General features: G+C 50.8%; 15 protein-coding genes and 3 other annotated features (1 of these 18 cut by a window edge). Of the genes, 4 read left to right on the forward strand and 11 right to left on the reverse strand.

Annotated elements, in window-relative coordinates; all coding sequences use genetic code 11:
* Positions 1 to 17: 17 nt before the first annotated feature.
* Positions 18 to 941: a ribonuclease HIII gene (gene rnhC, locus D5E69_RS16110; RefSeq protein ID WP_048006301.1), complete on the forward strand. Its 924-nt coding sequence runs from the start codon at positions 18 to 20 to the stop codon at positions 939 to 941.
* 284 nt (positions 942 to 1,225) lie between these two features.
* Here rnhC and pheT read toward each other — a convergent pair whose 3' ends face one another.
* The 3 genes from pheT to D5E69_RS16125 form a co-directional block, all read right to left on the reverse strand.
* Positions 1,226 to 3,637 carry a phenylalanine--tRNA ligase subunit beta gene (pheT, locus tag D5E69_RS16115; RefSeq protein ID WP_048006303.1) on the reverse strand — a complete coding sequence of 804 codons (2,412 nt, stop codon included), beginning with the start codon at positions 3,635 to 3,637 and terminating at the stop codon, positions 1,226 to 1,228.
* Between the two features lie 45 nt (positions 3,638 to 3,682).
* The gene (gene pheS / locus D5E69_RS16120) at positions 3,683 to 4,720 is read right to left on the reverse strand and encodes a phenylalanine--tRNA ligase subunit alpha (RefSeq protein ID WP_048006304.1); all 1,038 of its coding nucleotides are present in this window, start codon (positions 4,718 to 4,720) and stop codon (positions 3,683 to 3,685) included.
* Between the two features lie 74 nt (positions 4,721 to 4,794).
* Positions 4,795 to 5,027: a binding site (T-box leader), on the reverse strand.
* Positions 5,028 to 5,064: 37 nt separating this feature from the next.
* Entirely contained in the window at positions 5,065 to 5,832 is a 768-nt protein-coding gene (locus D5E69_RS16125) for a TrmH family RNA methyltransferase (RefSeq protein WP_048006305.1), read from the reverse strand.
* 123 nt (positions 5,833 to 5,955) lie between these two features.
* On the opposite strand from D5E69_RS16125, the gene sspI reads away from it, so the two are divergent.
* Both sspI and D5E69_RS16135 read left to right on the forward strand, forming a co-directional pair.
* Positions 5,956 to 6,171 carry a small acid-soluble spore protein SspI gene (sspI, locus tag D5E69_RS16130; RefSeq protein WP_048006306.1) on the forward strand — a complete coding sequence of 72 codons (216 nt, stop codon included), beginning with the start codon at positions 5,956 to 5,958 and terminating at the stop codon, positions 6,169 to 6,171.
* Between the two features lie 128 nt (positions 6,172 to 6,299).
* The gene (locus D5E69_RS16135) at positions 6,300 to 6,848 is read left to right on the forward strand and encodes a cysteine hydrolase family protein (protein WP_159129914.1); all 549 of its coding nucleotides are present in this window, start codon (positions 6,300 to 6,302) and stop codon (positions 6,846 to 6,848) included.
* A 44-nt stretch (positions 6,849 to 6,892) separates the two neighbouring features.
* Here the strand turns inward: D5E69_RS16135 and D5E69_RS16140 are convergent, their stop codons facing one another.
* Both D5E69_RS16140 and D5E69_RS16145 read right to left on the reverse strand, forming a co-directional pair.
* Positions 6,893 to 7,978, reverse strand: coding sequence for a M42 family metallopeptidase (locus D5E69_RS16140; protein WP_048014832.1), 1,086 nt, complete (start codon positions 7,976 to 7,978; stop codon positions 6,893 to 6,895).
* 68 nt (positions 7,979 to 8,046) lie between these two features.
* Positions 8,047 to 8,532 carry a dUTP diphosphatase gene (locus D5E69_RS16145; RefSeq protein WP_159129915.1) on the reverse strand — a complete coding sequence of 162 codons (486 nt, stop codon included), beginning with the start codon at positions 8,530 to 8,532 and terminating at the stop codon, positions 8,047 to 8,049.
* Between the two features lie 129 nt (positions 8,533 to 8,661).
* Between D5E69_RS16145 and D5E69_RS16150 the strand changes: the two genes are divergently transcribed.
* Positions 8,662 to 9,051, forward strand: coding sequence for a hypothetical protein (locus D5E69_RS16150; protein ID WP_048006310.1), 390 nt, complete (start codon positions 8,662 to 8,664; stop codon positions 9,049 to 9,051).
* Between the two features lie 39 nt (positions 9,052 to 9,090).
* Here the strand turns inward: D5E69_RS16150 and D5E69_RS16155 are convergent, their stop codons facing one another.
* From D5E69_RS16155 to thrS, 6 genes are all read right to left on the reverse strand, one after another.
* Entirely contained in the window at positions 9,091 to 9,660 is a 570-nt protein-coding gene (locus tag D5E69_RS16155; RefSeq protein WP_048006311.1) for a TVP38/TMEM64 family protein, read from the reverse strand.
* 78 nt (positions 9,661 to 9,738) lie between these two features.
* Positions 9,739 to 10,002 (reverse strand): DUF1294 domain-containing protein, encoded by a 264-nt coding sequence (locus D5E69_RS16160; protein ID WP_347566700.1) that lies wholly within the window; start codon positions 10,000 to 10,002, stop codon positions 9,739 to 9,741.
* Positions 10,003 to 10,068: 66 nt separating this feature from the next.
* Positions 10,069 to 10,428: a 50S ribosomal protein L20 gene (gene rplT, locus D5E69_RS16165; RefSeq protein ID WP_048006313.1), complete on the reverse strand. Its 360-nt coding sequence runs from the start codon at positions 10,426 to 10,428 to the stop codon at positions 10,069 to 10,071.
* Positions 10,429 to 10,458: 30 nt separating this feature from the next.
* The gene (gene rpmI, locus D5E69_RS16170) at positions 10,459 to 10,659 is read right to left on the reverse strand and encodes a 50S ribosomal protein L35 (RefSeq protein WP_032087387.1); all 201 of its coding nucleotides are present in this window, start codon (positions 10,657 to 10,659) and stop codon (positions 10,459 to 10,461) included.
* A gap of 22 nt (positions 10,660 to 10,681) precedes the next feature.
* The gene (infC, locus tag D5E69_RS16175) at positions 10,682 to 11,185 is read right to left on the reverse strand and encodes a translation initiation factor IF-3 (protein ID WP_048006314.1); all 504 of its coding nucleotides are present in this window, start codon (positions 11,183 to 11,185) and stop codon (positions 10,682 to 10,684) included.
* 79 nt (positions 11,186 to 11,264) lie between these two features.
* Positions 11,265 to 11,397: a sequence feature (ribosomal protein L20 leader region), on the reverse strand.
* Between the two features lie 170 nt (positions 11,398 to 11,567).
* Complete coding sequence (gene thrS / locus D5E69_RS16180) at positions 11,568 to 13,502, reverse strand: threonine--tRNA ligase (RefSeq protein ID WP_048006315.1); 1,935 nt, start codon at positions 13,500 to 13,502, stop codon at positions 11,568 to 11,570.
* 83 nt (positions 13,503 to 13,585) lie between these two features.
* Positions 13,586 to 13,794, reverse strand: a binding site (T-box leader) (it continues 24 nt past the right edge of the window).

Consider the following 13,794-nt stretch of genomic DNA (forward strand, 5'->3'; position numbering starts at 1 on the left):
AGAAGGAGAGATCCGTTTTGGCCAATACCGTCATTCAAACGACATCTGATCAGATACATAAAATGAAAGAACACTATTCTTCCGTCCTCACAGGCAAGGTTCCGCCCGGAGCCGTCTTCTCTGCCAAGCCTGCAGGGTGCACCGTCACAGCCTATAAATCGGGAAAAGTCCTCTTCCAGGGAGCAAGGGGTGAAGACGAAGCATCCCAATGGGGATCGAAGGTTGCTCCTAAAGTAAAGAAGTTCGATAAAAAGACCACTACCCTTCCCGAAGACTTTGCTTCGTGGTCGGTGATCGGATCGGATGAAGTCGGGACCGGTGACTTCTTCGGGCCGATCACCGTCGTCAGCGCCTATGTGAAACGGGAACATCTCGAACTTGTGAAGGAACTCGGTGTCCAGGACTCCAAAAATTTGACGGACGAGACGATCAAGCGCATCGCCAAGGATCTGATCCAAACGATTCCATACAGTCTTCTCATCCTTCATAACCCGAAGTACAATGAGCTCCAGGAAAGCGGCATGTCCCAAGGGAAGATCAAAGCCCTGCTTCACAATAAAGCGATCCTGAATCTGATGGACAAAATCGCCCCTGAACAGCCGGAAGCGATCCTGATCGATCAGTTTGTGGAGAAGAATACGTACTACAGGCATATCGCTTCCCAGAAAAAAATCCAGCGGGACCGGGTCTATTTCAGTACGAAAGGCGAAGGCATGCATCTGTCCGTCGCGGCGGCATCGATCATAGCCCGCTATGCGTTCCTGAAGGAGATGGACAAGCTGAGCGAGAAGGCCGGCGTGACGATCCCGAAGGGTGCCGGAAGCGCCGTAGATATCGCTGCGGCCAAGATCATCAAGCGCAGGGGCGTCGACTCACTGAAGAATATGACGAAGTGGCATTTTGCCAATAGTGATAAAGCAATCAAGATTTCGAGGAAGTAGAGGGAGGTGTCATCCTTTTGGGGTGGCATCTTTTTTGATATTTAATAAGGCCCGTTCCTCTCCGCTCCAGGCAGCCGCTTTCCACGGGGCGTGCGGTGAGCCGCTTCGGCAGGCCTGCAGGGTCTCACCCTGCCCGCTTTTCCCGTTGGAGTCGGCTGCCTTCCGCTCCGAGGAACTCTGTGATTTTTGAATGGAAGCCCATAGCCTATCTTCACCCCACCTGGTGTGTGAAAGGCACACAAAAAAAGATGCCGGAATCACTCCCGGCATCTTTCTTTGTATGATTATCCCCTAAGTTCCGCTCCGGCTTTCGCTTTGACGGCTTCAAGGACTTTGTTATGGACTTTCACGACTTCTTCATCGGTAAGGGTTTTGGCCGGGTCGAAGTATTTGAGGGAGAAGGCCAGGGATTTCTTACCTGGTTCCATATGCTCTCCTTCGTAAAGGTCGAAGACGGAAACTTCTTTGAGAAGTTTTCCTCCTGCTTCTTTGATGATGGCTTGAACGTCTCCTGCTTTCACATCCTGCGTGACGACGAGGGCGATATCCCTTGTGATCGACGGGTGACGCGGAATCGGTGAGTAGCCGAGTGGTGCTTTATCATATCCGAATACCGGTGCAGCCTTCAGTTCGAATACATATGTTGCATCGAGATCAAGTTCTTTTTCCACTTCCGGATGAGTGGCACCTACGAAACCGATGACCTCATCGTTCAAAAGGATTTCCGCTGTCCGTCCTGGGTGCAATCCGTCGATGACGGCTTGACGGTAGCTGATGGCATCGGATACGCCAAGCTTCTCGAACATTCCTTCGAGGATCCCTTTCGCCACGTAGAAGTCAACCGGCTTCTTCTCTCCCTGCCAAAGATGCGAATGCCACAGACCGGCAAGGGCCCCTGCGATGTGCTCTTCTTCGCGTGGAAGTTCTTCCCCTTCATTCAGGAACACGGCTCCGACTTCATAGAACGCGAGGCTGTCGTTTTGACGGGCCTTATTGTATGAAATGACTTCAAGAAGCTGCGGGACGATGCTCAGGCGCAGATTGCTCCGTTCTTCACTCATCGGCATGAGGAGGCGGACCGGCTCTTTCACATCGAGTGCGTATTGAGTCGCTTTCTTATCGTTCGTCAGGGAGTAAGTGATCGCCTGAAGGAGACCCGCTCCTTCCAGGTAGCGGCGGACAGCGCGACGCTTCGCCTGATATGGGCTCAACCCGCCGGCTGTTGATGCCCCTTGAGGAAGGGTCATCGGGATGTGGTCATAGCCGTAGAGGCGTGCCACTTCTTCCAATAGATCTTCTTGGATCGTGATGTCCCCTCTTCTTGTCGGGGCCGTCACGTGGAAGGTTTCACCGTCCACTTCAACGGGGAACCCGAGACGGCGGAAGATGCCTTCCACTTCTTCAGCGGTGATGGCTGTTCCGAGTGAAGAGTTGATCTTCTCAAGGGTGATGGATACGCGTGCAGGCTGGACGGTCAATTCATCAAAGAGGACCGTGCCTTTGAGGACTTCTCCTCCGGCATACTCAGCCATGAGCTGGGCGGCACGTTCTCCCGCTTTCAGGACGCGCTCGGGATCGACGCCTTTTTCATAGCGTGTGCTCGCTTCACTGCGGAGCCCGTGATGCTTGGAAGCTCCTCTCACGATGGCACCTGTGAAATACGCTGCTTCCAATAGGACGGTGGTGGTGTCCTGCTGGACTTCAGAGTCTGCTCCGCCCATGACACCGGCGAGGGCGACTGGTGCCTTGCCATTCGTGATGACAAGCTGATCGTCAGACAGTGTGCGCTCCGTATCATCGAGTGTCACGATCTTCTCGCCATTATGCGCGCGGCGTACTACGACCTCTTTCGATCCGAATCGGTCGTAGTCGAAGGCATGAAGAGGCTGACCGTACTCAAGGAGCACGTAGTTCGTGATGTCGACGACATTATTATGCGGTCGGATGCCCGCTGCCATGAGGGCGTGCTGCATCCATGCAGGTGAAGGACCGATCTTCACGTTCTTGATGATCTTCGCCCCATACAATGGATTGTCTTCTTTCGCTTCCACACGGACGGAAACGTAGTCTGACGCTTTCTCGCCGGATTCGCTCACGGATGGTTCCGGAAGCAACACATCCCGGTCGAGGATCGCTGCCACTTCGTAGGCAACACCCAGCATGCTCAAGCAGTCCGAGCGGTTAGGGGTGAGTCCGAGCTCAAGGATGGAATCATCCAGGCTCAAGCGCTCGACTGCATCGGCTCCGACTTCCTCGTTTTCAGGGAATACGTAGATCCCGTCTGCATGCTCTTTCGGCACAAGCTTGCTTTCGACGCCGAGCTCTTGAAGGGAACAGATCATTCCTTGGGAGACCTCTCCGCGGAGCTTCGCTTTCTTGATTTTGAAATTGCCTGGAAGGACAGCCCCTACCTTGGCAACGGCCACTTTCTGGCCTTGGGCGACATTGGGTGCCCCACAGATGATCTGAACGGGTTCTTCTTCTCCGACATCCACGGTGCAGATGTTCAGTTTATCCGCATCAGGATGCTGCTCGCATGTGAGGACATGGCCGACGACGACGCCCTTGATGCCGTCCCCGATCCGCTCCACTCCTTCTACCTCGATCCCGCTGCGGGTGATCTTTTCGGCAAGTTCTTCAGGTGTGACACCTGACAGGTCCACGTAGTTTTCCAGCCATTTATATGAAACGTACATTCTTGTACCTCCTATCGATTTGTCCGGTGCGCCATGCGCCTCCGATTATTCCTTCTCGCTGAACTGTTTGAGGAAACGCGTATCGTTCGTATAATAGTGACGGATATCATCGATTCCATACTTCAGCATGGCAATCCGTTCAGGTCCCATCCCGAAGGCGAACCCGGAGTACTTGCTTGAATCGAATCCGGCCATCTCCAGTACATTCGGATGGACCATACCGGCACCGAGGATTTCGATCCAACCGGTCCCTTTGCATACGCGGCATCCTTCACCGCCGCAGATCTTACAGCTGATATCCATTTCGACGGAAGGCTCCGTGAACGGGAAGAAGCTTGGGCGGAGTCGGATTTCCCGGTCTTCCCCGAACATCTTCTTGGCGAATACATTCAATGTTCCTTTAAGGTCACTCATGCGGATGTGTTCATCGACGACAAGTCCTTCGATCTGTGTGAACTGATGGGAATGGGTCGCATCATCGGTGTCACGGCGATACACTTTCCCAGGGCAGATGATCTTGATCGGTCCTTTTCCATCTGCCATCTCCATCGTCCTTGCCTGTACAGGGGACGTATGGGTGCGCAGGAGCGTTTCTTCCGAGATATAGAATGAATCCTGCATATCTCGCGCCGGGTGTCCCTTCGGAAGGTTGAGCGCCTCGAAGTTGTAGTAGTCCTTCTCCACTTCCGGGCCTTCGGCAATCGTATAGCCCATGCCGATGAACAGATCTTCGATTTCTTCGACGATCATGGTGAGGGGATGATGATTCCCGCTCTTCACAGGGCGCCCTGGAAGGGTCACATCGATCGTTTCCGATTGGAGCTTTTTCTCCACCGCTTCCTTCTCAAGGATGGCCTGCTTCGCTTCGATGGTCTCGGTGATGGCTCCGCGGACTTCATTGGCCAGGGCACCCATTTTCGGACGCTCTTCTGCAGAGAGTTTTCCCATGCCTTTCAGCGCTTCAGTCACGGGGCCTTTCTTGCCGAGATAGGCAACGCGGACATCATTCAGCGCTTTTAAATCCTGTGCTTCATTTACTTTTTCGATTGCTTCCTGTTGAAGGGATCGTAATGTTTCCTCCATGGAACATCCTCCTTTTTATCTTGCGGTCTCAGTGGACCGGTCCTTTTTTGACCAAATAAAAAAACCCCATCCCGGAAAGGGACGAGGTTTGATCGCGGTACCACCCTTATAAGCAGGCAGCGTTCGCCCACTCACTTCATTCGGATAACGGCATATGCCGGTACATCATTACATTGCCTGGGCAATGGTCCCGATGCCAACTCGAGAGGTGAAATTTCACAGCTGTCCTTCATAAGAGTGCTTTCAGTCGAGGCACTCTCTCCCTGGAGGAATTCCAGATGCTACTTTCCTCTTTCAACGTTTTTCATATATGAGAACTATTATAGTGAATTATCGGGGAGAATTCAAACCCTTTTCGGTGTGTTCTGCTTAAAATGATACATAAGGATGCCTGCAGCGATGGCAACATTCAATGATTCACTCTGCCCGTATATCGGGATGTAGAGATTCTTGTCCGTCATCTCGAGTGTATGCGGGGACATGCCATTTCCCTCATTCCCCATGATGAGGGCGTAGGATGAAGCAGGCTCCACTCCAGTGTATTCAACCCCATTTTCAAGGGCCGTGCCATAAACCGGGATCCCCCGTTCCTGCAGCTCGGGGATCAGTTGTTCAAGATCCATCCGCACGATCGGAAGGTGGAAATGACTGCCCTGGGCTGAGCGGAGGACCTTTTGGTTATAAGGGTCCACTGTCCCCTTCCCGAGGACGACCATGTCGATCCCTGCCGCATCAGCCGTCCGGATGATGGTGCCGATGTTGCCTGGATCCTGGAGCCCGTCCAGGAGAAGGAACGTACTCGCTTCTACCATGTCTTCCTCCCGTTCCTGCTGCCGGCAGATGGCGAAGATCCCCTGGGTGGTCTCCGTATCGGCGAGGAGACTCCCGACCTCAGGTGATACGGTGGTGATGGATTCGGCCTCAAAGGTCCTCGGCACCTCCACTCCTTCCACGACGATCAGTTCCTGTACGATCCCATCCTGCTTCAGCGCTTCCTCTACAAGATGGAATCCTTCGACGATATAGGTACGGGTGAGATCCCGTTCTTTTTTGGTCAACAGCTTCTTCCATTGTTTCACGATGGGGTTCTTTGAGGATTGAATATACTTCAATCGTATCCGCTCCTTCAACGTTCTATTCAAATGTCCATTATACCTCAACTTCCATACATAATATACGGGATTTGAGAGACGATAACAATGAATTCCTCATCAACCATAAAGGAGCTGGGCATAATGAGCTTGAATCTACGCAAAGCGATCATACACAACGTGCAGGGCAATTCACAGGATGAACTCCGCGATACCATCGTCGACGCCATTCAGGGAGGCGAAGAAAAGACGCTCCCGGGGCTGGGTGTCCTCCTCGAGGTCTTCTGGCAGAACGCCGATCCGAATGAACAGAAGATGGTCCTTGAAACGCTTGAAAATTCCCTTCAACAGCCTCATTAAACAGACTGGCGCGCCTTCATGCAGAAGGCGCGTTTTCATTTCCCTCCAAAAGCCCCATCCGTTGAACGTTTGAGTGGGTTCGTAAGTGGTAAAGAAAGGCTAAAAGCATGGAAGGGAGAATGATACATATGAGTAAAGATAACACCGCACTTCTCGTGATCGATATGATCAATACATTCGACTTCGATGGAGGGGAAAACCTGCTTGAACATACCTTGGACGTCGTCGATCCGATCCGTGGCCTGAAGAAAAAGGCGAAAAATGCGGGGATTCCCATCATCTATGTCAATGATAACTATGGACTGTGGCAGGATAATATGAACGATATCATCGAGCACTGCAAAAAAGGGAAGGGCCGGAAAGTCATCGAGCGGCTTCATCCCGATACCGATGACTACTTCATCATCAAGCCGAAGCATTCGTGTTTCTTCGGAACCCAGCTTGAGATCCTCCTTCACCAGCTGGATATCCACCACTTGATCCTGACGGGGATCGCAGGGGATATCTGCGTCCTTTATACGGCGAATGATGCATATATGAGGGAATATGAGCTGTCCATCCCGACCGACTGTGTCGCTTCCGAGACGACTGAAGACAATGACAATGCCTTCCGGATCATCACAAAGACCATCGGGGCAGATCTGACAGATTCCCGTCAGATCGATTTTGACGACTGATCATCAGCATGAAAAAAGAGGCGCCCTCGGGCGCCTCTTCAAGGTCAATCATACGTGATTTTATCGACGGTTTCGCGGTCGAGCTTCTTGATGACCTCCGTGATGAGTTTCACTGTGTGCTCATAATCATCCCGATGCAGCATGGCCGCATGACTGTGGATGTAGCGGGTGGCGATGGTGATCGACAGGGCCGGTACCCCGTTCGCCGTCAGATGGATCGAACCTGAATCGGTCCCTCCTCCAGGGATGCTATCGTACTGATACGGGATGCCCAGTTCGTCCGCCGTGCTGGTGACAGCATCACGGAGCCCTTTATGGGATACCATGGACGCATCATACAGGATGATCTGCGGTCCATCTCCCATTTTGCTTGAAGCTTCCTTATCGGAAATTCCCGGTGTATCCCCGGCGATCCCGACATCCACGCCAAAGGCGATGTCCGGTTCGATCTTCGCTGCCGATGTACGGGCACCACGGAGTCCGACTTCCTCCTGGACCGTTCCGACACCGTACACGATATTCGGATGCTCGGCATCCTTCAGGTTTTTCAGCACATCGATGGCGATGGCACAGCCGATGCGGTTATCCCACGCTTTGGCAAGGAGCATCTTTTCATTGTTCATCACCGTGAATTCGAAGTATGGGACAACCATATCCCCCGGCTTGACTCCCCATTCCGCTGCTTCCTCGCGGCTGGAAGCACCGATATCGATGAACATATCCTTGATGTCCACCGGCTTCTTGCGCGCTTCAGGAGGAAGGATATGCGGCGGCTTCGAACCGATCACACCCGTGAGTTCCCCTTTATCGGTCACGATGGTCACCCTCTGGGCAAGCATCACCTGGGACCACCAGCCTCCTACCGTTTGGAAACGGAGGAAGCCCCTGCCGTCGATCTGGGTCACCATGAAGCCGACCTCGTCAAGATGACCGGCCACCATGATCTTCGGACCGTTCGCCAAACCGGTCTTCTTCGCAATCAGGCTTCCCAGGTTATCCGTAGTGATTTCATCGGCAAATGGCTCTATGTATGTTTTCATCACGTTCCGTACTTCGCGTTCATTTCCCGGTACTCCTTTGGCATCGGTCAAATCCTTTAGCATCGTCAACGTTTCGTCAAGTTTCGTCATTGTTTCGCCCCCCTAAATAACGTTCCTATTTATTATACTTGAACCCTTCAGATTCATCAAAATATTCATTAATATCCTTCTTGCTGGCGCTGATAATTCACCTCGTTCTTCTTCAGGTAGGACTCATGGATGTCTTCCGACTTGAAGCCGAGGATCCGCCCAAGCTGAAGATACTGCTGGAAGAGGGTGAGAAGGTTCTCGACGGAGCGCTCCTCTGAGAATCGATTCACTTCACTGTACACCTTGAGGAATTCCTCTGTCGGATCCCCTTCTTCCAGTACCTCGGGCTCATCGATGGAACGGATGCCGATTTCGATTCCAAGGGAGAGGATGAAGTGGATCCCGTCCACGTACTCTTCAAGGATGACTTCTTTTTCGGAAGGGGCCTTCTTGCTCCAAAACTTGAAGCACCTCGTTTCATTCGCCAGTTCCCCGAGTTCGACGAGGAGGGCCAGGATCTTTTTGTCCACCAGATCGGCGTCCTGAAGTCCGTGTTCCCTTTCGATGTGCCGATCCAGTCCGTTCTGCATGTTCAATAGTTGATTCCAATCCATTGTGTTCACCTTTCCTTTCTACTTTATCTAGTATGACAAATTTTCCGATGAATTTTAAATAAAACGAAACCTTTTTTTCATCCATCCGTATGTACATGAAGAATCCTTATGCCTACGGAGGTAATTTTCATGTTTTTACTGATCCGACTGGTCCTTTTTTTGTTCATTCTTTATCTTTTGTACCGCTGTGTGAAATATATCCTCAATCCGAAAAGAAAGCTTGAACTGGCAAAGGAACAGCGCAGGTTTTATTTTCTGGATGATCAGGAAAACGTGCACAAGAATTTTCATGTCACCTACAAAGGGGTACTATTCGAAGGGGAAAAGTATATGGGGTCCACCGATCATTCATTCGAAGTGGTGTCGATCTTCGTATGGGCGGAGAACATCTCCGCTTTGAAGGGGATGAACCGCGAGGACTTCCACTACGTCCAGAATGAGATCAAGGAGCGGTATCCTGCCGCCAAGATCGACTGGAAGAGTCCCATTCATGAACTCCTGAAGAAAAAAGAACAGTAGCACAGCAAAGGGGGCGTCCATTACGGACCGCCCCCTTTCTTATTTACTCGGAAAGAATTCATTCCATGAAATGATCCGAACCTTTTCCCTGAGGAGATAAAACAGGACAGCCAGGGACAGGATGATCATGACGATGATCGGCGGGGAGAACGTCGTGATGTATTGACCGAATACCGTATAAAAGAATGCCAGGGGAATGTTCGAGAGGAAAGCCGCCCTGAGGAACGGTTTGAATTCCCTGTGACGCTCAAGGAGACACAGATTGAGGAGCTGATAGTGGACGAACGGGATCAGCTTCAATACCGCGATCTGACCGGTCGTCAATACGGCATTCCGGCCGAACCACTTTTCCTTCAGCTTCAGGAGCCTTTCGGCAAACGTCGGCACCCCCTTGATGACAAAGAAGAAAAGGACGGATAAGAGCGTCAACCCGATCAAGGAATAAATCGTCCCGAACACACTTCCGAACAACAGACCTCCCGCCATGCAGACGAGTGCGACCGGGATGAAGAGGAACTGCCTTAAGATGTGGAACAGGATGAACAGGAAAGGGGCAATGAAACCACTCGCTTCCATGACGGCAAATGCAGCGACTAAACGATCATCCATGATGCAAAACCCCCTACTATGCCTCTGATGATGTTCACGTGCTATTCTATCCTATGAGACGGCTCCCACTGTCAGAACTTACAAGACGAACCAGATATAAAGTCCCCCGTGCAGGATGACCAGGAGGGGCAACCCGAGCCTGAACGCTGCATGCTTCGTTTTATGGCGATGGATGCGCATGCCGAAGTAACTGCCGACGCTCCCTCCGAGGATCGCCACCTGCCACAGCGTCCGTTCGCTGATCCGGTACTCCCCCGCCTCGCCTTTTCCTTGTCGCGGCCCATGAGGACGAAGCCCGCGATATTGATCACGATGAGATACAGATTCAATACGATGATCCACGTTTCCATGCAATCTTCCTTTCTCTATGCAAAAAGGACCGGCCACTGGGCCGATCCCTCAACAAGATTACTTGTTCAATTGAGCTTTCGCTGCGTCAGCCAATTGGTTGAACGCATTGATATCAGAAACCGCTAGCTCAGCAAGCATTTTACGGTTCACTTCGATACCAGCAAGCTTAAGTCCGTGCATCAAACGGCTGTAAGAAAGACCGTTCATACGTGCAGCTGCATTGATACGAGTGATCCAAAGCTTACGGAAGTCACGTTTTTTCTGGCGACGGTCACGATAAGCATACATGTATGATTTCATGACTTGTTGGTTAGCTACTTTATAAAGAGTATGTTTTGAACCGAAATAACCTTTGGCTAATTTAAGAACTTTTTTACGACGTCTGCGAGTTACTGTTCCGCCTTTTACGCGTGGCATAATAATTCCCTCCTATTTCTTACTTGCTTTTTATTTAAGGTTGTCAAGCATATGACGAATGCGTTTGAAATCTCCTTTAGAGACAACAGCAGCTTTACGTAGCTTACGTTTTGCTTTAGTAGATTTATTAGCGAATAAATGGCTTGTGTAAGCGTGAGAACGTTTAAGTTTACCAGAACCTGTTTTCTTGAAACGCTTAGCTGAGCCGCGGTGAGTTTTCATTTTTGGCATGTGCTTTTCCTCCTCGGGTCGATTATTTTTCGTTGACTGGTGCGAGCACCAAGAACATGCTGCGACCATCCATTTTAGGCTTTGATTCAACGGTTGCAACGTCTTTGCACTCATCGGAGAAACGATCGAGTACACGTTGGCCGATCTCTTTGTGCGTGATCGCACGGCCTTTAAATCGGATAGACGCTTTAACTTTGTCTCCTTTTTCAAGGAACTTACGAGCATTGCGAAGTTTCGTATTGAAATCATGGTCATCGATCGTCGGGCTCAGGCGAACCTCTTTCAGATTGATGATCTTTTGATTTTTACGGGCTTCTTTTTCTTTCTTCTGTTGTTCGAACTTAAACTTTCCGTAGTCCATGATACGGGCAACGGGTGGTTTTGCAGTTGGAGCAACGAGAACAAGATCAAGATTGACGCGTTCTGCGATTTCTAGGGCTTCGTTCTTGGATTTGATTCCAAGCTGTTCACCATTCTGATCGATCAGACGCACTTCACGGGCACGAATCGTTTCGTTTAAGATCATGTCTTTGCTAATAACTAGCCACCTCCAAGGTAATTTAAAAGAATACGCGGTATTGGTTTGCAGCACCCTTACTCATTCAGAAACAAAAAAGATGCGAGTGTCGAAACACCCGCATCTGATTATAAAGCACATCGCTTAATTATCATGAAAGTTACCTGGTAACTGCAAAACGCGTCATTCAGGTGAGAAGCGGGATGCCTCTACTTGTACCAAACTGTATTCAATTCACCTTAGATACTATACCATAAGACAATACCAAAGTCAAACCGGTTTGTCACAACGTATTTCATGATAGCATTCATCCCGGCAGAGTGCAACCTTTTTTTGAGGATTTCCCAAAAGATGCATGCAATTCCCGGAATAATCGGCGGAAAGAAGGACGTTATCCGCGTTTCGCTTCTGATTTCACCATATCGGCAAATGCATCGAAGGAAAGCGTTTCTGACTTCTGTTCGCCATACTTGCGGACATTGACGGCTTTTTCCTTGATTTCGTTATCCCCGACGACGAGCATGTATGGAACCTTGCTCATCTGGGCTTCACGGATCTTGTAGCCGATCTTTTCGTTCCGGTCATCGATATCGACACGCAGCCCTTCAGCCTGGAGTTTTTCCTGTACTTCTTTGGCATAATCGAAATGCACGTCCGGTGATACCGGGATGACTTGTACCTGAGTCGGTGCGAGCCATGTCGGGAATGCCCCTTTGTACTCTTCGATGAGGAAGGCCACGAAGCGTTCCATCGTCGATACGACACCGCGGTGGATGACGACCGGGCGATGCTGCTTCCCGTCTTCACCGACATATGTGAGGTCGAAACGTTCCGGAAGAAGGAAATCGAGCTGGACAGTCGAGAGCGTCTCCTCTTTGCCGAGGGCGGTCTTCACCTGTACGTCAAGCTTCGGTCCGTAGAAGGCCGCTTCCCCTTCTGCTTCGAAGTAGTCGATTTCCAGTTCATCCATGGCTTCTTTCAGCATGCCTTGAGCCTTGTTCCACATCTCGTCATCATCGAAGTATTTCTCTTTGTCTTCCGGATCGCGGTAAGACAGACGGAAGGAATATTCATTGATATCAAAGTCTTTATATACTTCCTGGACCAGGTGGACCACACGCTTGAATTCGTCCTTGATTTGATCCGGGCGGACGAAGATATGGGCATCATTCAGCGTCATGCCACGTACGCGCTGGAGGCCTGAGAGGGCACCGGACATTTCATAACGGTGCATGAGACCCAGTTCCGCGATGCGGATCGGCAGCTCACGGTAGCTGTGGATGCTGTTTTTATAGATCATCATGTGATGCGGACAGTTCATCGGGCGGAGTACAAGATCTTCGTTGTCCATTCCCATGATCGGGAACATATCTTCCTGATAGTGATCCCAGTGACCGCTTGTTTTATAAAGTTCGACGCTGGCGAGTGCCGGAGTATACACGTGGTTGTAGCCCAGGCGTTCCTCTTTATCCACGATGTAACGTTCGACGATGCGGCGGACAGTCGCCCCTTTCGGAAGCCACATCGGCAGCCCCTGACCGACCTTTTGGGACGTCATGAACAGATCCAGTTCCTTCCCGATTTTGCGGTGATCGCGTTCCTTCGCTTCTTCGAGGAGGCGGAGATGCTCGTCCAGGTCTTCCTTTTTGAAGAAAGCTGTTCCATAGATCCGCTGCAGCATTTTGTTGTCGCTGTTCCCGCGCCAGTAAGCCCCTGCGATGCTGAGGAGTTTGAATTCCTTGATTTTGTTTGTCGACGGGATGTGGATCCCGCGGCAAAGGTCGAAGAATTCGCCTTGTTCGTAGATGGACACCTGCTCCCCTTCAGGGATGGCATCAAGAAGCTCAAGCTTGTATTCATCGCCGACTTCCTGATAAATGCGCTGAGCTTCGTCACGGCTCACCTCTTTACGGATGACTTCGAGGTTTTCACCGGTGATTTTTTTCATTTCCTTTTCAATCAATGGAAGATCTTCAGGGGTGAAGGTATGCTCGGAATCGACATCATAGTAGAATCCACCTTCAATGACAGGCCCGATCCCAAGTTTCGTTTCAGGGTACAGGCGTTTGATCGCCTGAGCCATCAAGTGGGCTGTACTGTGGCGCAGGATCTCCAGGGCGTCTTCACCAGGCGGAGTGATGATCTCGATGCTTCCATCGCTTTCAATTCCTGTACGGAGATCGATCAGATTCCCGTTCACTTTTCCCGCCAGTGCCTTTTTCTTAAGACCCGGGGAGATCGAGGCTGCGATTTCCTCTGTTGTTGTCCCTTTTGGGAACTCCTTCACATTCCCATCAGGGAACTGCATTTTCACTACTTCTGACATAGCGTATCACTCCTTTTAAGATTCATCATTGGCCAAGAAGCGGCCGAATAAAAAACAAAAAACCCCGCCCCTCCGTAAATATACGAAGGGACGAGGTTGCACTCGCGGTTCCACCCAACTTTTCATCCCCGAGACGGGAATGACTTCATTGTTTTGATAACGGCGTTTCGCCGTCGATGACTACTGGGGAAATACCCGTTCGCAATCGAAGTTCAGAGGTGGTCAATTCATCCTTGCTGATAGGAAGCTTGCAGCCATTCGGCTTCCCTCTCTGTAATCCCGTCCGGAAGAT

The sequence above is a fragment of the Rossellomorea marisflavi genome, assembly GCF_009806575.1.
Lineage (GTDB): Bacteria > Bacillota > Bacilli > Bacillales > Bacillaceae_B > Rossellomorea > Rossellomorea marisflavi_A.